General features: G+C 64.8%; 23 protein-coding genes. 5 read left to right on the top strand and 18 right to left on the bottom strand.

Annotation, left to right across the window (positions count from 1 at the left end):
- Positions 1 to 3 precede the first annotated feature (3 nt).
- The 3 genes from secF to yajC are packed head-to-tail and all read right to left on the bottom strand — an operon-like array spanning position 4 to position 3,072.
- Entirely contained in the window at positions 4 to 1,023 is a 1,020-nt protein-coding gene (secF, locus tag AC1RUR_RS28885; protein WP_492850347.1) for a protein translocase subunit SecF, read from the bottom strand.
- 10 nt (positions 1,024 to 1,033) lie between these two features.
- Positions 1,034 to 2,638 (bottom strand): protein translocase subunit SecD, encoded by a 1,605-nt coding sequence (secD, locus tag AC1RUR_RS28880; protein WP_492850345.1) that lies wholly within the window; start codon positions 2,636 to 2,638, stop codon positions 1,034 to 1,036.
- A gap of 59 nt (positions 2,639 to 2,697) precedes the next feature.
- Positions 2,698 to 3,072 (bottom strand): preprotein translocase subunit YajC, encoded by a 375-nt coding sequence (gene yajC, locus AC1RUR_RS28875; protein WP_492850344.1) that lies wholly within the window; start codon positions 3,070 to 3,072, stop codon positions 2,698 to 2,700.
- Between the two features lie 181 nt (positions 3,073 to 3,253).
- Between yajC and AC1RUR_RS28870 the strand changes: the two genes are divergently transcribed.
- The gene (locus AC1RUR_RS28870; protein ID WP_492850342.1) at positions 3,254 to 4,255 is read left to right on the top strand and encodes an ATP-binding protein; all 1,002 of its coding nucleotides are present in this window, start codon (positions 3,254 to 3,256) and stop codon (positions 4,253 to 4,255) included.
- Positions 4,256 to 4,353: 98 nt separating this feature from the next.
- Here AC1RUR_RS28870 and AC1RUR_RS28865 read toward each other — a convergent pair whose 3' ends face one another.
- Both AC1RUR_RS28865 and AC1RUR_RS28860 read right to left on the bottom strand, forming a co-directional pair.
- Positions 4,354 to 5,754, bottom strand: coding sequence for a peptidoglycan DD-metalloendopeptidase family protein (locus AC1RUR_RS28865; RefSeq protein WP_492850340.1), 1,401 nt, complete (start codon positions 5,752 to 5,754; stop codon positions 4,354 to 4,356).
- A 109-nt stretch (positions 5,755 to 5,863) separates the two neighbouring features.
- On the bottom strand, positions 5,864 to 6,514 hold the full coding sequence (locus AC1RUR_RS28860) for a protein-L-isoaspartate(D-aspartate) O-methyltransferase (protein ID WP_492850338.1): 651 nt from the start codon (positions 6,512 to 6,514) through the stop codon (positions 5,864 to 5,866).
- Positions 6,515 to 6,757: 243 nt separating this feature from the next.
- On the opposite strand from AC1RUR_RS28860, the gene AC1RUR_RS28855 reads away from it, so the two are divergent.
- Positions 6,758 to 7,129: a response regulator gene (locus tag AC1RUR_RS28855; protein ID WP_492850336.1), complete on the top strand. Its 372-nt coding sequence runs from the start codon at positions 6,758 to 6,760 to the stop codon at positions 7,127 to 7,129.
- A 107-nt stretch (positions 7,130 to 7,236) separates the two neighbouring features.
- On the opposite strand, the gene surE is transcribed toward AC1RUR_RS28855, so the two are convergent.
- Complete coding sequence (surE, locus tag AC1RUR_RS28850; protein ID WP_492850334.1) at positions 7,237 to 8,004, bottom strand: 5'/3'-nucleotidase SurE; 768 nt, start codon at positions 8,002 to 8,004, stop codon at positions 7,237 to 7,239.
- A 182-nt stretch (positions 8,005 to 8,186) separates the two neighbouring features.
- Here surE and AC1RUR_RS28845 point away from each other — a divergent pair, with 182 nt between their 5' ends.
- Positions 8,187 to 8,996 carry a hypothetical protein gene (locus AC1RUR_RS28845; protein WP_492850332.1) on the top strand — a complete coding sequence of 270 codons (810 nt, stop codon included), beginning with the start codon at positions 8,187 to 8,189 and terminating at the stop codon, positions 8,994 to 8,996.
- A gap of 94 nt (positions 8,997 to 9,090) precedes the next feature.
- Here AC1RUR_RS28845 and AC1RUR_RS28840 read toward each other — a convergent pair whose 3' ends face one another.
- The 11 genes from AC1RUR_RS28840 to AC1RUR_RS28790 form a co-directional block, all read right to left on the bottom strand.
- The gene (locus AC1RUR_RS28840; protein WP_492850330.1) at positions 9,091 to 9,453 is read right to left on the bottom strand and encodes a hypothetical protein; all 363 of its coding nucleotides are present in this window, start codon (positions 9,451 to 9,453) and stop codon (positions 9,091 to 9,093) included.
- Between the two features lie 95 nt (positions 9,454 to 9,548).
- Positions 9,549 to 10,880: a serine--tRNA ligase gene (gene serS / locus AC1RUR_RS28835; protein ID WP_492850328.1), complete on the bottom strand. Its 1,332-nt coding sequence runs from the start codon at positions 10,878 to 10,880 to the stop codon at positions 9,549 to 9,551.
- 137 nt (positions 10,881 to 11,017) lie between these two features.
- The gene (tatC, locus tag AC1RUR_RS28830; protein WP_492850326.1) at positions 11,018 to 11,833 is read right to left on the bottom strand and encodes a twin-arginine translocase subunit TatC; all 816 of its coding nucleotides are present in this window, start codon (positions 11,831 to 11,833) and stop codon (positions 11,018 to 11,020) included.
- Positions 11,830 to 12,357 carry a Sec-independent protein translocase protein TatB gene (tatB, locus tag AC1RUR_RS28825; RefSeq protein ID WP_492850324.1) on the bottom strand — a complete coding sequence of 176 codons (528 nt, stop codon included), beginning with the start codon at positions 12,355 to 12,357 and terminating at the stop codon, positions 11,830 to 11,832. Before tatB ends, tatC begins: the two co-directional genes overlap by 4 nt.
- A gap of 92 nt (positions 12,358 to 12,449) precedes the next feature.
- Positions 12,450 to 12,686, bottom strand: coding sequence for a twin-arginine translocase TatA/TatE family subunit (locus AC1RUR_RS28820; RefSeq protein ID WP_492850322.1), 237 nt, complete (start codon positions 12,684 to 12,686; stop codon positions 12,450 to 12,452).
- 167 nt (positions 12,687 to 12,853) lie between these two features.
- A complete protein-coding gene (scpB, locus tag AC1RUR_RS28815) occupies positions 12,854 to 13,606 on the bottom strand; it encodes an SMC-Scp complex subunit ScpB (protein WP_492850320.1) in 753 nt (250 codons plus the stop codon).
- A gap of 21 nt (positions 13,607 to 13,627) precedes the next feature.
- Positions 13,628 to 14,467 (bottom strand): segregation and condensation protein A, encoded by an 840-nt coding sequence (locus AC1RUR_RS28810; protein WP_492850318.1) that lies wholly within the window; start codon positions 14,465 to 14,467, stop codon positions 13,628 to 13,630.
- Positions 14,464 to 15,492 carry a beta-N-acetylhexosaminidase gene (gene nagZ / locus AC1RUR_RS28805; protein WP_492850316.1) on the bottom strand — a complete coding sequence of 343 codons (1,029 nt, stop codon included), beginning with the start codon at positions 15,490 to 15,492 and terminating at the stop codon, positions 14,464 to 14,466. The genes AC1RUR_RS28810 and nagZ overlap by 4 nt, the downstream gene beginning before the upstream one ends.
- Positions 15,493 to 15,537: 45 nt before the next feature.
- Positions 15,538 to 17,109, bottom strand: coding sequence for an SPOR domain-containing protein (locus AC1RUR_RS28800; protein ID WP_492850314.1), 1,572 nt, complete (start codon positions 17,107 to 17,109; stop codon positions 15,538 to 15,540).
- Between the two features lie 140 nt (positions 17,110 to 17,249).
- A complete protein-coding gene (gene argS / locus AC1RUR_RS28795; RefSeq protein WP_492850312.1) occupies positions 17,250 to 19,040 on the bottom strand; it encodes an arginine--tRNA ligase in 1,791 nt (596 codons plus the stop codon).
- Between the two features lie 9 nt (positions 19,041 to 19,049).
- On the bottom strand, positions 19,050 to 20,258 hold the full coding sequence (locus tag AC1RUR_RS28790; RefSeq protein ID WP_492850310.1) for a deoxyguanosinetriphosphate triphosphohydrolase: 1,209 nt from the start codon (positions 20,256 to 20,258) through the stop codon (positions 19,050 to 19,052).
- Positions 20,259 to 20,382: 124 nt separating this feature from the next.
- On the opposite strand from AC1RUR_RS28790, the gene erpA reads away from it, so the two are divergent.
- Together erpA and AC1RUR_RS28780 are read left to right on the top strand one after the other, a co-directional pair.
- A complete protein-coding gene (gene erpA / locus AC1RUR_RS28785) occupies positions 20,383 to 20,712 on the top strand; it encodes an iron-sulfur cluster insertion protein ErpA (protein WP_011087527.1) in 330 nt (109 codons plus the stop codon).
- A 269-nt stretch (positions 20,713 to 20,981) separates the two neighbouring features.
- The gene (locus AC1RUR_RS28780; protein WP_492850308.1) at positions 20,982 to 21,884 is read left to right on the top strand and encodes a hypothetical protein; all 903 of its coding nucleotides are present in this window, start codon (positions 20,982 to 20,984) and stop codon (positions 21,882 to 21,884) included.
- Between the two features lie 175 nt (positions 21,885 to 22,059).
- On the opposite strand, the gene AC1RUR_RS28775 is transcribed toward AC1RUR_RS28780, so the two are convergent.
- The gene (locus AC1RUR_RS28775; protein WP_492850306.1) at positions 22,060 to 23,187 is read right to left on the bottom strand and encodes a dienelactone hydrolase family protein; all 1,128 of its coding nucleotides are present in this window, start codon (positions 23,185 to 23,187) and stop codon (positions 22,060 to 22,062) included.
- Between the last annotated feature and the right edge of the window lie 37 nt (positions 23,188 to 23,224).

The following is a 23,224-nucleotide window of genomic DNA, read 5'->3' as shown; positions in this document are numbered from 1 at the left end:
GGATCATGCCTTGTTTTTCTTCGCCGGCGTAGCCGTATCGGCCGCATCTTCGCGATGCTCGCCGACCCCGAGATAGATCAGGATCGGAGCCGCAATGAAGATCGACGTGTAGGTGCCGACCAGCACCACGCCGAACATCATCACCGCGGTGAAGCTGTGGATGGCATGGCCGCCGAACAGGAGCAGCGCCAGCAGCGCCAGCGTCACGGTGAAGTGGGTGATGATCGAACGCGACAGCGTCGAGTTGATGGACTCGTTGAGAAGCTGCGGCATCGGCATCTTCTTGTAGCGCCGCAGCATTTCACGGATTCGGTCGTAAATGACGACGGTGTCGTTGAGCGAATAGCCGAGAATGGTCAGAAGCGCCGCGATGCTGGTCAGGTCGAAATCGACCTGGCTGATCGACATGAAGCCGATCGTCAGCACGATGTCGTGCACGTTGGCGATCATGGCGCCAAGCGCGAACTGCCACTCGAAGCGGAACCAGAGATAGATCAGGATCGAGACGATCGCGAGCATCAGGCCAAGCATGCCGTAGGCCAGGAGCTCGCCGGACACGCGCGGGCCGACGACCTCGACGCGGCGGTATTCGACGGAATCGCCGAGCGCGGTGCGGACCTTCTGCACGGCCTCCTGCTGGGCCGCATCGCCGCCCGGCTGCTCCGCGACACGGATCAGCACGTTCTCGGCATCGCCGAACTGCTGCAATTGCACTTCACCGAGACGCAAGGAATCCAGCGTCGTGCGCATCGCAGCGATGTCGGCGGCACCCGACTTCGACCTGACCTCCAGCAGCGTGCCGCCGCGGAAGTCGATGCCGAAATTCAGGCCGTGGGTGAAGAACAGCGTGATGGCGACGATCGACAGCGCCGCCGAGATCGGGAAGCTGATGCGGCGAAAGCGCGTGAAGTCGAAATGCGTATCATCCGGGACGATGCGCAGCGACGGCAGCCAGCCGAGCGCGGCGACCACGGTGAGGACGGCAATCAAGATGCCAAGCCCGATGAGAACGGTGTGAGTCACGATCAGGCTCCTAGATCGGCACGCTCTGCGGCCGCTTCCACCGCACCCACCAGGCGACGATCAGCCGGGTCAGGGTGAAGGCGGTGAACACCGTGGTGATGATGCCGATGCCCAGCGTCACGGCAAAGCCGCGCACCGGGCCGGTGCCGATGTAGAACAGCACCGCGGCGGCAATGAAGGTGGTGATGTTGGAATCGAGGATGGTGGCGAGCGCCCGCTTGAAGCCGGCGTCAATCGCCGAGATCGCGTTGCGGCCACCCCGCAGCTCCTCGCGGATGCGCTCATAGATCAGCACGTTGGAGTCGACCGCGATGCCGACGGTGAGCACGATGCCGGCGATGCCGGGCAGCGTGAGCGTGGCATTGAGCAGCGACAACAGGCCGAAGATCATCGCGACGTTGATGGCGACCGCGATGTTCGCGAACACTCCGAACAGCCGGTAGGTCAGCAGCATGAAGATGATCACGAGGATCGAGCCGACGTAAGCCGCAAGCTCGCCCTTCTCGATCGAGTCCTGGCCGAGGCCCGGACCGACAGTGCGCTCCTCGACCACCGTGAGCGGCGCCGGCAGCGCACCGGCACGCAGCAGGATTGCAAGATCGTTGGCCGACTGCACGGTGAAATTGCCGGAAATCTGGCCCTGGCCGCCGGTGATGGGCTCGCGGATGACGGGCGCCGAGATCACCTTGTTGTCGAGCACGATCGCGAAAGGCAGTCCCACGTTCTCCTGCGTGGCCTGCGAGAACTTGCGCGCGCCCGACGTATTGAACTTGAAGCTCACGACCGGCTCGCCCGTGCGCTGGTCGAAGCTCGCCTGGGCGTCGGTCAGGTCGCCGCCGGCGACCAGCACCTGCTTCTTGACCACATAAGGCACCGGCGGCGGCGAAGCGCTCATCAGAAGCTCGGATTCCGGCGGGAGCCGCCCCTGCTGCGCCTGATCAGGCGGCACGGAGGCATCGACCATGCGGAATTCCATCTTCGCGGTCTTGCCCAGCAATTCCTTCAGGCGGGTCGGGTCCTGCAGGCCGGGGACCTGCACCAGGATGCGGTCGTTGCCCTGACGCTGGATGACGGGCTCGACGGTGCCGAGCTCGTTGACGCGGCGTTCGACGATCTGGATCGATTGCTCGATGGTCTTGCGCATGCGGTCGAGCATCGCGGCCTGCGGGATACTCAGGCGGATCACGCCGCCGCTGGCGTCGGTCACCTCCAGGTCGCGCTGACCGCTGGAGCCCATCAGTCCGCCCAGCGGCTGGGACAGCTCGCGCAGCTTGGCGAGCGCGGGCTGCACGTCGGTTTCCTTGGTGATGCGAACCTCGGCCGCGTCGTTGCGCACGGTGACGCCGCCGGTGAATCCGATCTTGGCATCGCGCAGCGTCCGGCGAACGTCGTCGCGGACCTGGTCCAGCCTCTCCTTCTTCACATAGTTGGAATCGACCTCGAGCAGCAGATAGGAGCCGCCCTGGAGGTCGAGCCCAAGCACGAGCCGTCGCTGCGCCCAGGCGGGCCAGGTCTTGACCTGCGCTTCCGGGAAGAAGTTCGGGACCGCGCAGAGGCACACGATCAGCGCTGTCAGGATAATCCCCAGCGCTCTCCACCGCGTGAAATACAACATCGACTGGACCTGTCAGATCAGGGGACTTGCAGGAAGACTTGAGACACTCGCAGAAGCGCTCACTTCGCCGCGGTGTCGTCCTTGGCGGCTTCCTTGCTATCCTTGGATTCTTTCGCCGGCTCGCCCTTGGCGCGCACGCCCGAGATCATCTGGCGCATCTGCCGCACGCGGACGCCGTCGGAAATCTCGAACTCGATCTGGTCGTCGTCGACGACCTTGGTGACCTTGCCGACGAGGCCGCCCGAGGTCACGACGGTGTCGCCGCGACGGATGTTCTTCACGAGATCGGCATGGTCACGGACCTTCTTCTGCTGCGGACGCAGAATCAGGAAGTACATGATCACGAAGATCAGGGCGAACGGCAGCAGCGACATCAACATGCTGTTGGTGTCACCGGCGCCCGCAGCCTGGGCATACGCAGGGGTAATCAGCATTCGGACGATCCTCGTGAGAACGGGGGAAAGCCGGTCAGGCCCTCAAAGGCGACCGGCTCGGTCAAATTCGCGCGGACTATAGCGGCCACCGCCCCAATTGCAACGCTGCCAGACCGCCCTTTTGGCCACCTTGCGGCGCGCCGTCAGGCCCGATAAGGCTGCATTCTCAGGAACTTCGGACATGTCCAAAAACCTTAGCAAAAGCCCGGCCGGCAAAGGCCCCCGTACCCCTGCCAGGAAGCCTTCCCGCGTCGCGGCAAAACGCCCCACGGCAGGCTCCAAGGCGACCACCAAGGTCTCCAAGCCAACCCCCGACCTCACCCAGGAGCGCATCGTCCGCGCGCTGGAGACCATCGCGGCGCATCTCTCCGCCCAGGGCAAGCCGGCCGCCGAACGCGAGTCGTTCGAACGGGCGGACGCCTATGTCTGGCATCCGGACGGCCGCCTCTCGGCCGTGCCGCGGGTCAGCCGCGTCGAGCTGTTCCTGCTCAAGGGCGTCGACCGGATGCGCGACATCCTGATGGAAAACACCGAGCGCTTCGCGGGCGGCCTGCCCGCCAACAACGCCCTGCTCTGGGGCGCGCGCGGCATGGGCAAGTCGTCGCTGGTGAAGGCGGCACATGCCAGCATCAACGCGGACCGCAAGGCCGCCGACAGACTGAAGCTGATCGAGATCCACCGCGAGGACATCGAGAGCCTGCCCGCGCTCATGGACCAGCTGCGCGCATCGTCCTTCCGCTTCATCGTGTTCTGCGACGACCTCTCGTTCGACGGCAATGACGCCTCGTACAAGTCACTCAAGGCGGTGCTCGAAGGCGGCATAGAGGGCCGACCCGAGAACGTCATCCTCTACGCCACCTCCAATCGCCGCCACCTGCTCGCGCGCGAGATGATCGAGAACGAGCGCTCGACCGCGATCAATCCCGGCGAAGCGGTCGAGGAGAAGGTGTCGCTGTCGGATCGCTTCGGCCTCTGGCTCGGCTTCCACCGCTGCAGCCAGGACGAATATCTCGCCATGGTGCGCGGCTATTGCAGCCATTTCGGCATCAAGGTCGATGACGAGGCGCTGGAGCGCGAGGCGCTGGAATGGTCGACCACGCGCGGCTCGCGCTCGGGCCGTGTCGCCTGGCAGTTCGTGCAGGAACTGGCGGGTCGGCTCGGCGTGAAGCTGGCGGCGAAGTAGCAGCCTTCGAATACACGATCGCCCGCTCCAGTGTGCGATTGCGCACAAGGCGGGCGATCACGGCGTTCGTTTTGATGTGACCAGCGAGGCGCCGGGCCTCACGCCCCGTTCAGGAATTGAAGCGGGTCAACCGGGCTCGATCCCTTGCGGATCTCGAAGTGGAGCTGCGGCGACGCCACCTCCCCGGATTGACCCGACTTGGCAATGACCTGACCGCGCTTGATGGTATCGCCGCGCTTCACCAACAGCTCACTCGCATGGGCATATGCGGTGACGTAGCCGTTGGAGTGCCGAACCAGGACCAGATTGCCGTAACCTTTCAGCTCGTTGCCGGAATAGGCGACGACGCCGTCTTCAGCCGCCTTGACCGGCGTCCCCTCAGGCACCGCGAGATTGATGCCGTCATTGGACTTGCCGTTGGTCTTGGCGCCGTAGCTCGTGACCACCTTGCCGCGCACCGGCCAACGGAAGGTCGGGAGCGCACTGGTGGTCTCGGCGGCTTTCGCCGGAGCCTCCGCAGCTTTCTCCTCGACATTGGTCGTGGCCTGGGCGAGGCGCGCGCTCTGCACAGGTGCCGCGACGGCGGCCATCTTGGTGGCCGGCGCGGGAGCGGCCGCAACGGGCTGCAGCGTCCCCGCAACCGGGGCGGCCGAGACCGGAGCCGCAGTAACCGGTGCCGCGACGGCGGCGGTCTTCGCACCGGGCACGGTCAGCTTGGTGCCGAGCTTGAGCTTGGCGGACTGATCGAGACCGTTGGCACGGGCCAGTTCGGCCGCCGAGATATGGTTCTTGCGGGCAATGCTGGCGAGCGTGTCGCCGCGATTGACGAAATGCATGCTCGACGGCGCGGCAACGGCCGCAACCGGCTTCGCCGCCGGCGCCATCGCGGGAGCCGCAGCGACGGGAGCCATCACAGGCGCAGGTGCCGCCGCGGTCGCGCCCGGATGCGGAATGATCAGCTGTTGACCGGGCGAGAGTGCGCGCGGGCCCTTGTAGCCGTTGGCAGCAAGGATCGCCTGCGGGGTGACGTGATAGCGCTTGGCGAGCACGTCGAGCGTGTCGCTGGTGCCGACGATGATCTTGGTCCCGCCGGCCGGCTGGGCGGCCGCGACAGAGCGCGGCGGCACGGTGGCCGTGGTCTCCAGATGCGGCTGCGCCGGGGGCGCGTAGGAGCCGACGCCGCGCCCGCCACCGGACACGCCACCACCTGCCGCGACCGGATAGGATTGCGGCGCGGCCACCGCGGGCGGCGGCAAGGGCTGGGACTGATAATAACCGGACTGCGTCTGCGGCCGCGCATATTGCGGCAGCTCACGCTGCGGCGGCGGCGCCTGCTGCACCGAACCGGTCGATTCTTGCGAGAACGGATTGGAGAAGTTCGACTGGGACAGCCGCGACGACATGTCGGCACTGCACCCTGCGAAGCTGAAGGAGATCAGCGCCAGCACCGCGACCTGCGGTACGCGGCGCGAGTAAAGCAACTCGGCGACGACAGACATGGTTACTCACTCGTACGCAACAGAACTGGTCTTTTAAGTAAACACGCGCCGAGTAAATAACGGCTTAACCCTCCCAATAAGATGTTGGCAGCACAGCCAATCCGGAAATCTACAGCTCCCGCGCCACCCCGGGCAGCGCAGGCACGAAGCGGACCTCGACGAGTTCCTTGCGCGCGATCCCGCTCGCGCTGCGGGTCAGCCGGGTCAGCGTCTGCACGCCCTGATGCGGGCCGACGGGCGCGATCAGGATGCCGCCGACCTCCAGCCGCTCGACCAGGTTCTCCGGAATCTGCTCCATCGCGGCGGTGACGATGATGCGGTCGAACGGGCCGATATTGGGAGGCAAGTTGAGACCGTCGCCCAGCATCACCTCGACATTGTGATAGTCGAGCTTCTCAAGCCTGGCGCGTGCGGCATCCGCAAGCTTGCGATAGCGCTCGACCGTCAACACCTGTCCGGCGAGCCGCGACAGCACGGCGGCCTGATAGCCGGAGCCCGCACCGATCTCGAGCACGCGATGTTGCTTCTGGAGCTGGAGCTGCTCGGTCATGTAGGCGACGACGAAGGGCTGGCTGATGGTCTGCCCGCACGCGATCGGCAAGGCGCTATCGCGATAGGCGCCGTCGCGGTCGGCCTCATCGACGAACAGTTCGCGCGGCACCTCCTCCATGGTCCGCAGCACCGCCTGATCGCTGATGCCCCGACGCCTCAGCGTGAGCTGAAACATCATCTTTTCCGGCGGGTGCTGATGGGAGGTCATTGCTGCTTGTGCCGTCTCGTCAGGTCGAGCCCGATGCTTGCGTGGCCAAGCCACCGGGCGCGAGAATCTTGTTCCTGTTCAGGAACCCATGATACTCTTCGGGGTGGAGTATCTGACCACAAATTGGCTTGCAACGGGCCAACCGCGACGGCCATTTTCAGGTGGCCCGTTCGCCGAAACGCGCATTGCGTCGATTCGCGTTATCTGCGAACGTTTTCCGGAATGGGCAAGGACTCACCGATAATGACCGCGACAGGGCTTTCCGGCCGCTCTGTATTCCTCGTCGAAGACGAGGTGATGATCAGGATGATGGTCGCGGACATGCTCGAAGAGCTCGGCTACAAGATCGCGGCCGAGGCCGGTGACATCAACGAAGCCCTGCGGCTCGCCCAGGCGACCGAGTTCGACATCGCCATCCTCGACGTCAACGTCAACGGCAAGGTCATCTCGCCGGTCGCCGACGTCATCAAGGCCAAGGGCTGCCCGTTCATCTTCGCCACCGGCTACGGCTCCTCCGGCCTGCCCGAGCAGTACCGTGACCGGCCGGCGCTGCAAAAGCCGTTTCAGCTCGATGCGCTCGGCAAGACCATCGAAGCCGCCCTTCGCGGCGGCTAGGAGATTTCCGCAGCCCGGATGGAGCGCAGCGCAATCCGGGAATCGTGCCAGAAACGACGACGGCCCCGGATTTCGCTGCACTCCGTTCGGGCCACGATTCCTCGACGCTACTTCAGCGTCGCACTCAGCGCTTCGGAAAACGCTTCGTTGGTGCGGTCGAGCCTGAGCGGCGTGACCGAGACATAGCGCTCGCGCAGCGCCGCGAGATCAGTGCCCTCGGCGGGCGTATCCATCATCGCGGCGCGCTCGAAGCCGATCCAGAAATAGGGATTGTTGCGACCGTCCCTGCGCTCTTCGATCCTGAGGAAGCCGAGATTGCGCTTGCCCTGGCGGGTGACGCGAATGCCGAGCACATCCTCCGGCGCACAGGCCGGGAAGTTCACGTTGATGACGGTGTCCTTCGGGATGCCGGCCTTGATCACCTTGCGCAGGATGTCGGGCCCGAATTGGCGCGCGGTGTCCCATTGCGGCCGATCGCGGGTCTCGACGCTGAATTCCTGCGACAGCGCAAATGACGGCAGCCCCAGAATGGTGCCTTCCAGCGCGCCGGCGATGGTGCCGGAATAGACCACGTCCTCGGCGACGTTGCGGCCCTTGTTGACGCCCGACAGCACGAGATCGGGCGGCTTGGTGCCCAGAATATGCCGCGCCCCCATGATGACGCAGTCGGTCGGGGTGCCGCGCACGGCGAAGTGGCGGGGGCCGACCTCGCGCAGACGCAAGGGATCGTTCAGCGACAGCGAATGCGACACGCCGGACTGGTCGAGCTCGGGCGCCACCACCCAGACGTCGTCGGACAACGCCCGCGCGATCTCCTCAACAACCTTGAGGCCGGGAGCGTGAATGCCGTCGTCATTGGTGCAGAGGATGCGCATGCGAAAGGTCGATTCCTGAAGCCGTTTGGGCCGTCTTATCCGGCTATGACCGATCAGGCAAACCGGGCGCCTCCGGATATGAGCTGCGGGCGTTTAAACGGCCCATCTGTGATCTAGCTCATTGCGGCGGCGCAGCATGCCGCCCTATTTTCCATCCACATTCCGAGGCGACGGGACACCAGATGACCCGCTTTGCAGCCCTTATCTGTTTTGGACTTGGTCTTGGCCTGAGTCTCGGCCTGAGTCTTGGCCTGAGCGCGCTCGCGCCGCGGCCGGGACATGCACAGAATTCAAGGGCTGAGGACCGCTGCTTTCCCTGGCAGGAGTTCCGCAACGGCATTTGCGCGGCGAAGTCGGCCCCTCTTGCCCCGGCTCTTGCTCCGCCGCCTGCGGAGACGCAGGTCCCGAGCCCGCCCCCTCCGCCGGAACGCATCGAAACAGCCACTCCGCCGGCCTGCCCTGCCGACACCCACATCGACGCGAGCGGGGTCTGCATCGCCGACGCGCCACCTCCAGCCACGCCGCCGCGTGCCCTGATCACCATCACCTGCATCGGCGGCACGGCGAGCAACGGGCAATGCACCTGTCCGGCCGGCTACGAGTTGATGCCGGCCGGCACGGATCCCGGCGGCACCTGCCTGCGGACCGACGCGGAGAATTGCCAGGGCGGTGCGATGACGATCACCGGCGAATGCCTGTGCAACGGCCAGGTCACGATGTCCGGACAGGTTTACGATCTCGAATTGTCGCGGGGCAAATGCGTGCCGAAACGCTGTCCGCGCGAGGGGCCTTGCGTTACGGCGGCCGCGAAACCGGAGGGCGAGGCACCGCCAAGACTGTCATCGGACGAACCCGAGCGACACCGCGCCTGCGCCAAAGGCACGGTCGCAACGCGCCACGGCTGCGTGCCGGTGCGGCACCGATCGCAGACGATCGACCCCGGTTCGCTGCTGCGGATGACGCCGAACTATTCGAGCCCGATACCGTATTAGAGCGTTTTCGAGCGAAGTGGATACCGGTTCGCGTCAAGAAAACGCGTCAAAACAAAAATCTAGAGCGCCGTTCCGATGTCATCGGTGCGGCGCTCTAGCGGCGGATGCGCCATTGCGGCAGGAATCGCGCGAGCCGGCCTTCGGCCGACAGCTTCATCGCCGGCACCACCGGACTCACGGCGGGCGTCTCGATCACGCCGAGTGCCTTCAGCTGCGCAACGATCGGGTCCGATGCCGGCTCTTGCGGAAAACGTTCGCGCGCGACCGTCAGCGCCTTGTCGAAATCCGCAACATTCACGCCGGGCTTGGCGCGCCGGCTCCGCACGAGATCCTCGTCCCAGAGCCGCGCGATCTCGATGTCGAGCACGCCGCGCAGCCGCTGATCGACGGCTTGAATACCGGCACCTGTCACCGCCCATTGTCTGCCGACCCAGAAGATGTCGCGGTGCAAGGCCATGAACTGTCGGTTCGCATTGACGGGTGGCCGGCAGGATAACCGGCCGCCCAATCTTCGCAACCAAACGTTTCTGCGTTTCTGCGAGCAATACCGCGTTAGTCGCGCGCGACCACCTTCAGCCCGCCCATATAGGGCTGGAGCACGCTGGGGACCGCAATCGAGCCGTCCTCCTGCTGATAGGTCTCCATCACGGCGATCAGCGCACGGCCGAGCGCGGTGCCGGAACCGTTCAGCGTGTGCACGAAGCGCGGCTTGCCGTCGGGCCCGCGCGAGCGGGCGTCCATGCGCCGCGCCTGGAAGTCGCCGCAGACCGAGCAGCTCGAGATCTCTCGGAACGCGCCGCCTTCGCCCTGCCCGGGCATCCAGACTTCGATGTCATAGGTTTTTTGCGACGAAAAGCCCATGTCTCCGGTGCACAGCGTCATCACGCGGTAATGCAGATCGAGCCGGCGCAGCACTTCCTCGGCGCAGGACAGCATCCGCTCGTGCTCGTCCTTGCTGGTCTCCGGCGTCGTGATCGACACCAACTCGACCTTGGTGAACTGGTGCTGGCGGATCATGCCGCGGGTATCACGCCCTGCGGCGCCCGCCTCCGCGCGAAAACACGGCGTCAGCGCGGTCAGCCGCATCGGCAGCTGCTTTTCATCGAGGATGGATTCGCGGACGAGGTTGGTGAGCGCCACCTCCGCTGTCGGAATGATGCCGAGACGCTCGGTCCGCAGCCGGTCCAGATCGGGTGCGGCGAGCAATTCGCCCTTGATCGCCCAGAACTGGTCGTCCTCGAATTTCGGCAATTGCCCCGTGCCGAACATGATCTCGTTGCGGACCAGCAGCGGCGGATTGATCTCGGTATAGCCGTGCTCGTCGATGTGCAGATTCAGCATGAACTGGCCGAGCGCGCGTTCGAGCCGCGCGAGCCCCTTCTTCAGCACGACGAAGCGCGCGCCGGAGAGCTTGGCCGCCGTCTCGAAATCCATGTCACCGAGCGCGCCGCCGAGATCGTCGTGAGGTCTGGGCGCAAACGCATAGTTGCGCCGATTGCCGAAGACATGGCGCTGCACGTTGCCGTGCTCGTCGACGCCGTCCGGCACTTCGCCGAGCGGCAGATTGGGGATCGCCGACAGCACCGTGGCGAGCTCCTCGTCTGCGGCTTTCGCAACGGCCTCGAGCTCCGGCATCGTGGTCTTCAGCTCGGCGACCTCCGCCATCAGCTTGGCCGCGCGCGCCTCATCCTTCGCCTTCTTGGCATCGCCGATTTCCTTCGAGGCCGCGTTGCGCCGCGCTTGCGCCTGCTCGGAGGCCAAGATCGCCGCGCGCCGCTTCTCGTCGATCGCGAGCAGCGAGGCCGACAGTGGCTTCAGTCCACGCCGGACGAGACCGGCGTCGAAGGCTTGCGGATTGTCGCGGATCGATTTGATGTCGTGCATGGCTGTTTTCCCGTCATGGCCGGGTTTATCCCGGCCATCCACGTGTCTGCCGCCTTAGACCAAGTCGTGAATGCCCGGGTCAAGCCCGGACATGACGAATCATGGGCTGAGCAACGAGATGATAGAGCGAAAGTGCCCTACTCGGCCGGATTGGCTGGCGTCGACACGTCGGTGCCGGTGGCGGCCTTTGACGCCGCCGCCTTCTTCTCCACCATCGCCACCGCGATGATCGAGCCCTCGTAGAGCGCCATCAAGGGAATCGCGAGCGAGCACTGGCTGATCACGTCGGGCGGGGTCAGCACCGCCGCGATGACGAAGGCGATGACGATAAAATAGCGCCGCTTCTCGCGCAGCATCTTGGAGGTGATGATGCCGATCCGGCCCAAGAGCGTCAGGATGACCGGCAGCTGAAAGGCGATCCCAAAGGCAAAGATCAGCGACATCATCAGCGACAGATATTCGCCGACTTTCGGCAGCAGCTCGATCTTGGCGGTCTCGTCGCTGCCGAGCTGCTGCATGCCGAGCGAGAAGCGCGCCAGCATCGGAAACACCACGAAATAGACCAGCGCCGCGCCGAGCACGAAGAAGAACGGCGTTGCGACCAGGTACGGCAGGAAGGCCTGCTTCTCGTGCTTGTACAGCCCTGGCGCCACAAACTTGTAGATCTGCGTTGCAACGATCGGGAACGAGATGAAGCCAGCCCCGAACAACGCCAGCTTCAACTGGGTCAGGAAATATTCCAGGAATGCGGTATAGATCAGCTTGGCGTTTCCGCCGTCGCCGACGGCCAGGACATAGGGCCATACCAGAACGTTGAATATCTGCTTGGCGAAGAAGAAGCAGACGATGAAGGCCAAGCCAAAGCCAACCAGCGCCTTGATCAGCCGCGAGCGCAGCTCGATCAGATGGTCCATCAGCGGGGCTTTGCTGGCCTCGATATCGGCGTCGCTCATGACGCTTTGGCATCCTTGATCGCTTCGGATGGCGCAGTGTCCTGCGCAACGACGCCCGCCTGCTCGACCTCACGGGTGATGGCGAGCGGCTCGTTCACCGCCGTATGGGCCTCCGCTTCAACGAAGGTTTCCGGCGTCGGCGCTTCAGGAGTGGTCGGTGTCGTCGGCGCTTCAGTTGAAGTCGTCGGCGTTTCGACCGCCGTGGTGGCCGTCGTCTCGGCCGGCTTGTCCAGCGCATCGACGCGGAGCGCGTCGCTCACGTCCTTCTGGAGCGAGGTCAGCGGATTGTTGCTGGCGAATCCGGTGGCGGCTTCCTTGACCTCGTCAAAACTCTTCTTGAGGTCGGCCATCTCGGCCTCGCGCATCGCTTCCTGGAACTGACCCTGGAATTCGGCGGCCATCTTGCGGGCCTTGCCCATCCACTGTCCGACCATGCGCAGCACGCCCGGCAGCTCTTTCGGGCCGATGGCGATCAGGGCCACGACCCCGATCAGGACCAGTTCACTCCACCCGATGTCGAACATGAGGTCTTCCGTTCACGCCAGCAGCAAGCCGGCCCAATCCCTCGCGCGCCAGGATCGGGGCCGCCACCCGCGTCTCGCGTGCTTCTTTAGGCTCAGACGGCCTTGCTGCCGACGTCGGAGCGTGCCGCGCTCGGGGCGGCGTTGTGCTCGATGGACTTGGCCGGTTCGGCGGGCTTGTCAGCGGGCTTGTCGTCGTCCTGCATGCCCTTCTTGAACGCCTTGATGCCCTGTGCCACGTCGCCCATCAGATCCGAAATCTTGCCGCGGCCGAACAGCAGCAGGACCACTGCGATCACCAAGATCCAGTGCCAAATGCTGAGTGAACCCATCCTGCAACCCTCCAAACGCGCATGGCCGGGGACCCGGCCGATCTTCACCGGAACGTAGGCTTGGCAGGCCTCAAAAACAAGGACCAAGGCAGCGCCAATTCGCTGTTGGCGCTACGTAATCTTGCTAGTGTTAACCGGTCGCAGGGGGCCCCTAGAAGGCCAGGACGTCAGTCCTCGCGACCACCTTCGCCGCCCTCCTCATTGCCGCCTTCCGGCGACTCGGGCTCGACCGCAGGTGCCAGCGCGAGATCGAGGTCCTCGCCCGGTTCCAGCGGATCCTCGTCCTCGCGCAATTGCGGGTCGTCGGACGGCGTCGGCACGCTGAATCCGGTCGGCAGACGCGAATCCAGCAGACCCGTGCCCTTGAGCTCTTCCAGGCCCGGCAGATCGCCGAGCTGTTCCAGGGTGAACTGCGACAGGAAGTCCTCGGTGGTTCCGAAGGTCAGGGGACGGCCGGGTGTCTTGCGCCGGCCGCGCGGCTTGATCCAGCCGGTCTCGAGCAGCACGTCGAGCGTGCCCTTCGAGGTGACGACGCCGCGGATCTCCTCGATCTCGGCGCGCGTCACCGGCTGGTGATAGGCGATGATCGCCAGCACCTCGATCGCCGCGCGCGACAGGCGGCGGGTCTCGGTGCTCTCCCGCGTCATCAGCCAGGCGAGATCGCCGGCGGTGCGGAAGGTCCATTTGTTGGCGACGCGCACGAGGTTCACGCCGCGCGAGGCATAGTCGGCCTGGAGCTGCTCGAGCGCGGCCTTGACGTCCACGCCATCAGGCATGCGCTTGGCCAGCGTCGCGGTATCCAGCGGCTCACTCGACGCGAACAGCAGCGCTTCCAGCAGCCGCAATTCTTCGGGACGTGCCTGGGACTCGTTCTCCATCGGCTCGGCCTCGTCTACCCGCACTTCAGCCAGGCTTGCCATGGCAGATTCTCCTTCTTGCACTTAAGCGACCGGCGCATCGGGCGCAGGAGCTGCGTCAGCGACCGGTTTGGGACGCCCCTTCCGGAAATAGATCGGCGCAAACGCCTCTTTCTGGTTCAGCTCGAGCTGACCTTCCCGCACCAGTTCCAAGGCGGCAGCGAAGCTCGACGCGAACACCGTTGCGCGCTGCGTGGGATCGGCGACGTGCCGGATCAGGAAGTCGTCGAGAACACCCCAGTCGTCCTGTTCGCTGATGCTGCCGACCAGCCGCTCCAGCGTGGCGCGCGCTTCCGCGAGCGACCACACCGTGCGCTTGGCCAGGTGCACGCTCGCCAGCACGCGCGACTGGCGCTGTGCGGCATAGGCGGTGAGCAGGTCGTAGAGCGTTGCGGTGTATTTCGGATGCTTGATCTCGGCGATCTGCTCGGGCTCGCCGCGCGGGAAGATGTCGCGCAGCAATTGCTGCCTGTTCATCAGCCGGTTGGCGGCTTCGCGAATGGCTTCCAGACGGCGCAGGCGGTTGGCGAGCGCGGTCGCCATCTCTTCCGCACTCGGGCCTTCCGCGCTCGGCGGCTCCGGCAGCAGCAGACGCGACTTCAGGAAGGCGAGCCACGCCGCCATCACGAGATAATCGGCGGCGAGCTCCAGCCGGATCTTCCGCGCGGCTTCGATGAAATGGAGATACTGGTCGGCCAGCGCCAGGATCGAGATCTTGGCGAGATCGACCTTTTGCTGCCGTGCAAGCGCAAGCAGCAGATCGAGCGGGCCTTCATAGCCCTCGACGTCCACCACCAACGCCGGCTCACCCTCGGCGAGCTCGGCAGGCCGCCCGGTTTCAAACGATAGGATTTCTGCGGTCATGCGGATGCCGTGTTTGCCCGTGCGATCAGTGCGTCCAGCTCAGCGCGCGCGGCCACCCGGTCGAATGGCTGCGGCGCCTTGCGCGCGGCGAGCGCGGCTGTCGCCCGCTGCAGCGCCCTGCCGGACAGTTCAGGCGCCTGGCCGGCAACTTCACGCATCTCCTCGATGTTGCCGTTGCAATGCAGGGCCATGTCGCAGCCGGCCGCGAAGATGGCGCGGGTCCGATCGGCGATATTTCCCGCCAGCGCGTTCATCGACACGTCATCACTCATTAACAAACCCTGGAACCCGATTGCGCCGCGAATCACCTGAGCAATCATTGTCGCAGATGTCGTCGCCGGATGGGCGGGGTCGACCGCGCTAAACACAACATGTGCAGTCATGGCCATCGGCAAATCCGCCAGCGGCTTGAATGCAGCAAAGTCGGTCCGCTCGAGCTCGTCCCTGGGCGTATCGACGGTCGGCAGCTTGAAATGGGTATCGGCGGTGGCGCGGCCGTGGCCGGGAATGTGCTTGAGGACCGGCAGCACGCCGCCCTGCTCCAGCCCCTCGGTCACCGCGCGCGCGATCGCAGCGACCTTGCCAGGTTCGGTGCCATAGGCCCGGTTCCCGATGACGGCGTCGGCGCCCGGCACCGGCACGTCAGCCAGCGGCAGGCAATCCACGGTAATGCCGAGATCGGCGAGATCGGCCGCGATCAGCCGGGCGCTGAGGCGCGCCGCGGTGAGCCCGAGGGCCGAATCAGTGTCGTACAGATTCGCGAAAATCGCCCCTGGCGGATAGACCGGCCAGTGCGGCGGGCCCAGCCGCTGCACCCGTCCACCCTCCTGATCGATCAGGACGGGGGCGTCGGCCGCGCTCGCGACCGCCCGCAAATCCGCAACCAATGCAGCAACTTGAGCCGGCGTCGCGATATTGCGCTTGAAGAGGATGAAGCCCCATGGGCGCTCGCTACGGATAAACTCCCGCTCGGCGGCGGTTAGTTCCGTTCCGGATACACCGGTAATGAAGGCCCGCGTGCTCATAGGGCCGATTAACCCTGCCCCGCGAGGGGGTCAAGGAATCGGCCGTTAATTCCTCTGGACGAAGCAGGCTGACAAGCCCGCGGACTTGAGGCTGTTGCAAGCCTGCGTCGCCTCCTCAGCCGAACCATAGGGGCCAGCGAAGGCGCGGTAGACGATGCCCTTGCCCTTGTCGCTGAGATCGACCCGCTTGATCACTGGCGAGCGCGATCCGAGGACGCTGCCATACTTGCTCTGGAGCACGCGGTAGGACGCGGCGGCGCTGTCCTCGCTCTGCTGCGAGGAGACCTGCACGATGTAGCCACCGCCACCACCGCTGGCGGGCGCGAGCTGCGTCGGGTTGGTCGCGGCCATCCGCTGCGGCGGCTCGGCCGCAGGCGCCGATTGCGGCGCCAGCGAGAGAGGCTGATTGGCGCTGGCATTGGCCGAGGTCGGCGGCGTGCGCGGCGCGGCTGGCGCGGCGACGGGCTTCGGCGGGGTTGCGGGCTTGGCGGCCGCAGTCGACTGCGGCGCGGCGCTATCGGTCTGATCGCCCCGCACAGCCACAGTCCGGATCGGCCGCGGCGAATTGTTCGGCAGCGTGCCGTTGCTCGGGATCGGGCCTGCGCTCGGCGGCGGGACCGTGGATGGCGAAACGCTCGCCACCGGCGGCGGATTCGCATTCGGGTTCAGTGGCGGGAACACGACGCGGGGACCGCTCGCCCTGGCATTGACGTCGACAGGCGCTTCCTCGCGCGGCACGATCTTCTCGGTGCCATCGCCAGTGACCATGCGATCCGGCACCTTGGCCGAGGAATCCGTCGGCGCGGGCACGATCTTGGTCGGCGTGTTGTCGGCCTTGATGATCGGCGGCTCGCCGCTGCGGGGCGAGCCGACATAGGTCTTGTAGGCGAAAGCCGCACCGGTCCCGACGACGGCAAGCGCAAGGATCGCCGCAACCGTCATCATGCCGCCGCGCTGCTTCTTCGGCTCGTCGAGATCAGCTTCCGGATAGTCGCTCTGGAACGCGTAAGGATCGTCCGGATAGGCGGGATCGCGCTGATAGTCCTGCTCGCCAGCTTCCAGCCGGCCGTAGAGCGCATCGTCGTAGCGCGACGGATCGGGCTGCGCATAGGGCTCCTGATAGGCCTGCTCCTGCTGATGGCCATGACCCTGCTGGTAAGCCTGATCCTGATAGGCCTGATCCTGATAAGCATGGTCCTGATACGCCTGCGGCTGATGGAAATCAGGCTCGGGCGCGGTCGGCTGGGCTGAATAGCGATGCAACGGATGAACCGGGTTTACGGAGACGGGATAGTCAGGCTCCGGCGCGGGTGCCGGCTGGGGCTGCACGTTGGCGCGCCGCATCCATGAGGGCGGCCCGGGCGGAGACGGCGGGGCCTGCTCGGCATAGTCCTGCTGATCGTCCTGGCGATAGTCGTCGTCCTGATAGCTCTGGGCGGGCGCCGGTGCTGCTGCGGGCGGGCGCGCAGCGGGCCGCCCCTGCGCTGCAAACGGATCTGTCTGTCCGATCAGGCGGGCGAGCTCGGCCAAGGGATCATTTTCCGCCTTCCCATGCTGATCGCCGCCGCGACCATAGTCATCGGAAGGAAACGGTCTGTCATGATATCGTTCGGCCATCGTGATGATGCGTCCCTTCGGGAAAGCCGCGCGCCCCTCGACCAAGGCACGGCTTTCGACCCACAAGGCTTTCAACCAAGTCTAAGCGGTCCGGCTTCTGCCGGTTACCCCCAAAATCCCCTTAAGTAGTTCGCCCCAAACTACCGCATCTCGTCCGGGGCATGGACGCCGAGGATGGCGAGGCCCGATGCCAGGACAGAGACGACGCCCTGGACCATGGCCAGCCGCGCCTTTGTTAGAACTGCATCATTATTGATAATGAAGCGTAAATAGGGCAAATCGCGCCCCTTCGTCCAAAGTGCATGAAATTCGCTCGCTAAGTCATAGAGATAGAAAGCAATTCGGTGCGGCTCGTGGGCCGCAGCGGCGGCTTCCAGCATGCGCGGATAAATTGCGAGGCGCTTGAGAAGGTCGAGCTCCACCGGGTCCGACAGCCGCTCCACCGCCGACTCACCGAGCCAGGCGATCCGCGTGTCCGGATCCTCCGGCAGGTCCGGGAACACCTCGGCCCGGGCGTTGCGGAAGATCGAGTGGCCGCGGGCGTGGCCGTACTGGACGTAGAACACGGGATTGTCGCGCGACTGTTCCATGACCTTGGCGAGGTCGAAGTCGAGCACCGCGTCGTTCTTGCGATACAGCATCATGAAGCGGACGGCATCCTGGCCGACCTCATCCACCACCTCACGCAAGGTGACGAAGTCCCCGCTCCGCTTCGACATTTTCACCGGCTCGCCGTTGCGCAGCAACTTCACGAGCTGAACGATCTTGACGTCGAGCGCGCCCTTGCCCGATGTCGTCGCCTTCACAGCCGCCTGCATGCGCTTGATGTAGCCGCCATGGTCGGCGCCCCAGACGTCGATCATGTCCGCAAAACCACGGTCGAACTTGTTCTTGTGGTAGGCGATGTCGGAGGCGAAATAGGTGTAGGAACCATCAGACTTGATCAGCGGACGATCGACATCGTCGCCATAGGCGGTCGCCCGGAACAGCAATTGCTCGCGGTCTTCCCAATCCTCGACCGGCGCGCCCTTCGGCGGCGGCAGGCGCCCCTCGTAGATGTCGCCCTTGGCCTTCAGGAAATCGATGGTTTCGGCAACCTTGTTGTTGCCGGTCTCGATCAGCGAGCGCTCCGAGAAAAATACGTCGTGGCGGATGTTGAGCGCGGCGAGATCGTCCTTGATCTCGTCCATCATCATCGCAATCGCCTTGGCGCGAACCGTCGGCAGCCATTGCGCCTCGCTGATCGTCAGGAGCTCGTCGCCGTGCTGCTTCGCCAGCGCTTCGCCCACCGGCTTCAGATAATCGCCGGGATAGAGGCCTTCCGGAATCGCGCCGATGTCCTCGCCCAGCGCCTCGCGGTACCTGAGGAAGGCGGAGCGCGCGAGCACGTCGACCTGGGCGCCGGCATCGTTGATGTAATATTCGCGCGTGACGTCGTGGCCGCCGAACTGGAGCAGGCTCGCCAGCGCATCGCCGAACACGGCGCCGCGGCAATGGCCGACATGCATCGGCCCGGTCGGATTGGCCGAGACGTATTCGACATTGACCTTGGAGCCACCCCGGACGCGGCCGTAATCGGCGCCCTCGCGCAGCACCGTCCGCAGGGCTTCGGCCCAGGCAGCCGGCTTCAGCGTCAGGTTGATGAAGCCAGGCCCGGCGACGTCGACCTTGGCGATCAGCGCGTCGGCGCGCAGCCGCTCGGCGATCTGCTCGGCGAGATCGCGGGGCTTTGCCTTTGCCTCTTTCGCAAGCACCATGGCGGCGTTGGTCGCCATGTCGCCGTGGGAGGGATCGCGCGGCGGCTCGACCACCACGCGCGAGAAATCGATGCCCTCGGGCCAGCTGGCATCCGCGGCGAGCGCGCGGCAGGCGGCGTGCACGCGTGCGAGCACGTCAGCGAACAAATGCAGGGATGAGGATGTCTGGGGCATGGCCGCCGCCTAACGCAAATCCGGGGTCGAGTCAAAGAGCCGCTGGTGCTCGGTCAGGGCGAAACGGTCGGTCATTCCGGCGATGAAATTGCCGATCCGCCGGGCCCGGTCGCCCTCGTTGTCCGCCTCCGCCCCGAGCAGCCATTCCGGCGGCAGCTCGGCCGGGGATTTCAGGTATTTCGCGAACAGGTCGAACAGGATCTGTTCGGCCTCCGCCATCACCCGCATCACCCGCTTGTGGCGGTACATGTGCTGGTAGAGGAAGCGCTTGATGGCAGCCTCCTCCTCGGCAACGTCAGCGGGGAACGCGACCAGCGCCCGGCTCTGCTGGCGCACGTCCTGAGCCGATTGCGGCTTCACAGCGGCAAGGTTCTTCTCGGCTTGCGCAAACACCGCGCCGATCAGATGGGAGATCAGCTCCCGAACCAGCTCGGCGCCGCGCCTGACGTCTTCGAGATCGGGGTAATGCGCCGAGGTCTCGGCGATGATCTCGGCGGTGAGCGGCATCACCTTGAGATCGTCGAGATGGAACAGGCCGGCGCGCAGGCCGTCGTCGATGTCGTGGGCGTCGTAGGCGATGTCGTCGGCGAGCGCTGCGACCTGCGCCTCGAGCGAGGCGAAGCTCCACAATTCGAGATCGTAGACCTTGATGTAGTCGGCGATGCCGACGGGAATGCCATGCTCGCGATAGTGCCCGACCGGCGCGCCGCTGCGGTCGGTCAGCGGGCCGTTGTGCTTGACGATCCCCTCCAGCGATTCCCAGGTCAGGTTCAGCCCGTCGAACTCGGGATAGCGGTGCTCCAGCGCCGCGACGACGCGCAAGGCCTGGGCATTGTGGTCGAAGCCACCAAACTCCTTCAGGCAGGCGTCCAGCGCCCGTTCGCCGGCATGGCCGAACGGCGGGTGGCCGAGATCGTGGGCAAGCGCCAGGGTTTCCGTGAGGTCCTCGTCGAGCCCAAGCTGCCGGGCCAGCGCGCGGGCGATCTGCGCCACCTCCAGCGAATGGGTCAGCCGGGTGCGGTAGTGGTCGCCCTCGTGGAACACGAACACCTGGGTCTTGTACTTCAGGCGGCGGAACGCGGTGGAGTGGATCACCCGGTCGCAGTCCCGGCGGAAAGGGCTGCGAGTCCGGCTCGGGGGCTCGGCGACCAGCCGGCCGCGGCTGCGATCGGGGTCGCAGGCATAGGGCGCGTGAGGGGGTGCCATTCCGACGGACACGGCGAATTTAGTCCCTATCCATTTGATTCTGCGTATGGTGGCACTTAACTATGCCGGATGCGGGATACCAAATGAATTGGGCAAGTGACCTTGGTATGACGCCGCCGACGATCGGAGACCAGAGATGACGACTGCCGTGACCATCAGTGACCGGGCCGCACGCCGGATTGGGGAGATCCTCAAGGGCGAAGGGTCAGGCGCGATGCTGCGCATCTCGGTCGAGGGCGGCGGCTGTTCCGGCTTTCAGTACAAGTTCGATATCGACCGCGACCGCACCGACGACGATCTCGTGATCGAGCAGGACAATGCGGTGGTGCTGGTCGATTCCGCCTCCCAGCCCTTCCTGGCGGGGTCGCAGGTCGATTTCGTCGATGACCTGATCGGCGCCTCGTTCCGCGTCAACAATCCCAATGCGACGGCGTCCTGCGGCTGCGGGACCAGCTTCTCGATCTAGCTCGACTTAAAACCTGAAAAACAACCCCATGCACAGTAGCCGGGAAACCGGCACGATGCATTTCGTCTTTTACGAAAATTGATTGACGCGTCGGGCAAGACAGGGGTAGGATGTAATCATCGCGAGGTCCCCAAGGTCGGGGAACTCGACCTGACATACACACGACGGGTTCGATACAGCCCAACGCCGAAGCGGCCCTGCCCCAGTCCGATTCTCCCGCGCAAGTTAGTATCTCGTCGGCGGCGCCGATAGCGGTAGTAAATTATCCGATGCGCATGATTGATCGTTTGTTCTGTTACTTCGTTCTTTTCCTTGCAATCGTAGTTCTCCCGGTGCTTCCCGCGAACGCTGCCGAAACCTGCCCGTTCATCAGCGCAAAGGAACTCGCCGGCGCGATGCCGGCGCTCAAATGGTCGCTGATTTCAAATCAGGACGGCCGCGGCTGCATCTATCAGGGCGGGCGCGGCGACACGATGATGCTGACCGTGTTCCGCAATCCCGACAGGGACCGCGCCAGGGAATTGTACGCAACCTTCGTCAAGACGCTCGGCGAGCGCATGCCGCTTGGCCCGGTGTCCGGGATCGGCGATGAAGGCCAGGGCGGCACGACCGCCGCCGACGCGCAGCGCCAGGAGGCCTCGGTCGTCGCCTTGTCCGGCGATTACATTCTACAGATCGGCGTCTATCCGATCGGCCGGCGTGCCGACGACGCGCTGCTCGGACCGATCACCCAAGCCGCACGCGTTGCCATTGGCAATGTGAACAAGACTAGCGAGCGCTTCGGCACTTGCGAATGGCTCACGGCCGCGGATGCCGACGGCTTCCTCGAAAAGAGCACGCTGACGGTCCAGCGGACCGGCGCGGGCAGCTGCATGATGTTCGATCGCGAGGCCAACACCATGACAGTCGCGGTGATCGCGATCTCGCGCGACACGGTCATGAGCATGATGAAGCGCATGGGCCCGTGCAAGCACGTGGCGATCCCCGAGCTCGGCAGTGAAGCGTTCGGCGAGCATTCCTGCACCAAGGGCAACGGCAATGCCGTCAACATCTTTGTCTGGAAGAACGGCAGGCAGGCTTCGATCCTGTTCGCGCCGGTCAAACCGCACCCGGAGTCCGGCTCGGTCGAGCGCCTGAAGGCGGTCGCCGGCCGAGTCTATGGAAAACTGTGACGGCGCCGCGTTTACACTGCCGGCCGTTGCTCACCTGGATAGAGTACTGGTCCGCGTTCGCTCTGCTCCAACAGCGACCAAGTGCGTACCGCTCACTTCGTCACAATGGGCCAGAGTTGTCATTTTGCAGGAATCAAAGATTCCAGATCCTGCAAAGGATCAAGTGGACTGCGGGTCAATCCTCCGCAAGCTTCTGTCCGACCGCGTAAAGCCTGCAATCGCCGCCGCGCGTATTGATCTTGCATTTCATTAAAGCAGGCTCGCGCGCCTCGAGCCCTGTGCGGCCAAATCCAGTCCCGCAGCCGCCGCGGGTGCTCATCGCGAAGGCCTTGGCGTCATCGGGATTAGAGAGGTAGTCCGCGAACGCCTTCTGACAAGGAGCGATAGCTCCCGGCGGGATTGGCAGCTCAGCGAAGAACGGCGCCGCTATGACAGTCCTGGTCGGAAGACCTAGCTTTTCGAGGAAGGGTTCAACGAACGGAAACCAAGTATCAGCCGACGCGAGCGCGACGGTATCGTGGCCGTTTGATCCGAATGGAGGCAGCATGTGCAACTGCGCAGGCGCACCGCCAGCGCTGTAGGCGGCGAACATGCGCCGCGCCAAGTCAGGACCATAGGATTGATCGTTCTCAGCATAGAGCCAAAGCACCGGGACACGGGCCGTGCGCCCCAATGCGGCTACTGTATCGACTAAGTTATCGGGCGAGCAAGGTTGGTTGGGTGCTGAGAAGCTGTGCCAACCGCCATCAAAATTCACGGCGCCAACTACGCCCGGCATGTTCTGCGCGGCAACTGCCATCACCGAGAGCCCCCCGACGGAATGACCGAGCAAGACAACATGCTCAGCGTCGACCCAGGGCTCATTACGCAGTGAAGCGACCGCCGCAATGACATCGTCGCCGGAAACGCGCACGGCGGGAAGATAGTCGCAGGCCTGCTGCAAATACTCGGAGAACCCTCCCCCCGATCGGCCATAGCCACGACGCATGATCGAGACCACTGCATATCCTCGCTGGGCAAAGGCGACGGCCGCCTTGCTGTAGCCGACCGGAGAGCGGTTGAGGATTTCATTGAAGAATTCATCGCCAAAGATGCCTGGCTGGCCATGAGTGATCACGACGAGAGGAAATTTGCCGGGGCGATCAGGACGAATGACGAAGCTTTCCAGCGACACTTTGTTGCCGGAGATCACGACAGGCAACATCATGTGCGCGCTCATCAGCGGCCCGTCGCTGGCGCGGGCGGAGACCGTGAACAAGATGAGAAGCAGGGCAATGAGGCGCATGGCGGCGCAAGCTAACATGGCGCATCCGAATTGGCAGCGTCCAACCAACCGGTGC

The sequence above is a fragment of the Bradyrhizobium sp. GW821-FHT12B03 genome, assembly GCF_058807535.1.
The sequence above is the reverse complement of the archived record's forward strand: the minus strand, read 5'-3'. Positions and strand labels throughout refer to the sequence as shown.

Coding starts and splice junctions, on each gene's coding strand:
- secD (WP_492850345.1), bottom strand. CDS start 2,638: ATGTTGTATTTCACGCGGTGGAGAGCGCTGGGGATTATCCTGACAGCG.
- AC1RUR_RS28870 (WP_492850342.1), top strand. CDS start 3,254: ATGTCCAAAAACCTTAGCAAAAGCCCGGCCGGCAAAGGCCCCCGTACC.
- AC1RUR_RS28780 (WP_492850308.1), top strand. CDS start 20,982: ATGCGCATGATTGATCGTTTGTTCTGTTACTTCGTTCTTTTCCTTGCA.
- AC1RUR_RS28855 (WP_492850336.1), top strand. CDS start 6,758: ATGACCGCGACAGGGCTTTCCGGCCGCTCTGTATTCCTCGTCGAAGAC.
- nagZ (WP_492850316.1), bottom strand. CDS start 15,492: ATGAGCACGCGGGCCTTCATTACCGGTGTATCCGGAACGGAACTAACC.
- AC1RUR_RS28865 (WP_492850340.1), bottom strand. CDS start 5,754: ATGTCTGTCGTCGCCGAGTTGCTTTACTCGCGCCGCGTACCGCAGGTC.
- scpB (WP_492850320.1), bottom strand. CDS start 13,606: ATGGCAAGCCTGGCTGAAGTGCGGGTAGACGAGGCCGAGCCGATGGAG.
- AC1RUR_RS28840 (WP_492850330.1), bottom strand. CDS start 9,453: ATGGCCTTGCACCGCGACATCTTCTGGGTCGGCAGACAATGGGCGGTG.
- AC1RUR_RS28810 (WP_492850318.1), bottom strand. CDS start 14,467: ATGACCGCAGAAATCCTATCGTTTGAAACCGGGCGGCCTGCCGAGCTC.
- tatB (WP_492850324.1), bottom strand. CDS start 12,357: ATGTTCGACATCGGGTGGAGTGAACTGGTCCTGATCGGGGTCGTGGCC.
- yajC (WP_492850344.1), bottom strand. CDS start 3,072: ATGCTGATTACCCCTGCGTATGCCCAGGCTGCGGGCGCCGGTGACACC.
- argS (WP_492850312.1), bottom strand. CDS start 19,040: ATGCCCCAGACATCCTCATCCCTGCATTTGTTCGCTGACGTGCTCGCA.
- serS (WP_492850328.1), bottom strand. CDS start 10,880: ATGCACGACATCAAATCGATCCGCGACAATCCGCAAGCCTTCGACGCC.
- surE (WP_492850334.1), bottom strand. CDS start 8,004: ATGCGCATCCTCTGCACCAATGACGACGGCATTCACGCTCCCGGCCTC.
- AC1RUR_RS28860 (WP_492850338.1), bottom strand. CDS start 6,514: ATGACCTCCCATCAGCACCCGCCGGAAAAGATGATGTTTCAGCTCACG.
- AC1RUR_RS28820 (WP_492850322.1), bottom strand. CDS start 12,686: ATGGGTTCACTCAGCATTTGGCACTGGATCTTGGTGATCGCAGTGGTC.
- AC1RUR_RS28775 (WP_492850306.1), bottom strand. CDS start 23,187: ATGTTAGCTTGCGCCGCCATGCGCCTCATTGCCCTGCTTCTCATCTTG.
- erpA (WP_011087527.1), top strand. CDS start 20,383: ATGACGACTGCCGTGACCATCAGTGACCGGGCCGCACGCCGGATTGGG.
- AC1RUR_RS28845 (WP_492850332.1), top strand. CDS start 8,187: ATGACCCGCTTTGCAGCCCTTATCTGTTTTGGACTTGGTCTTGGCCTG.
- tatC (WP_492850326.1), bottom strand. CDS start 11,833: ATGAGCGACGCCGATATCGAGGCCAGCAAAGCCCCGCTGATGGACCAT.
- AC1RUR_RS28800 (WP_492850314.1), bottom strand. CDS start 17,109: ATGGCCGAACGATATCATGACAGACCGTTTCCTTCCGATGACTATGGT.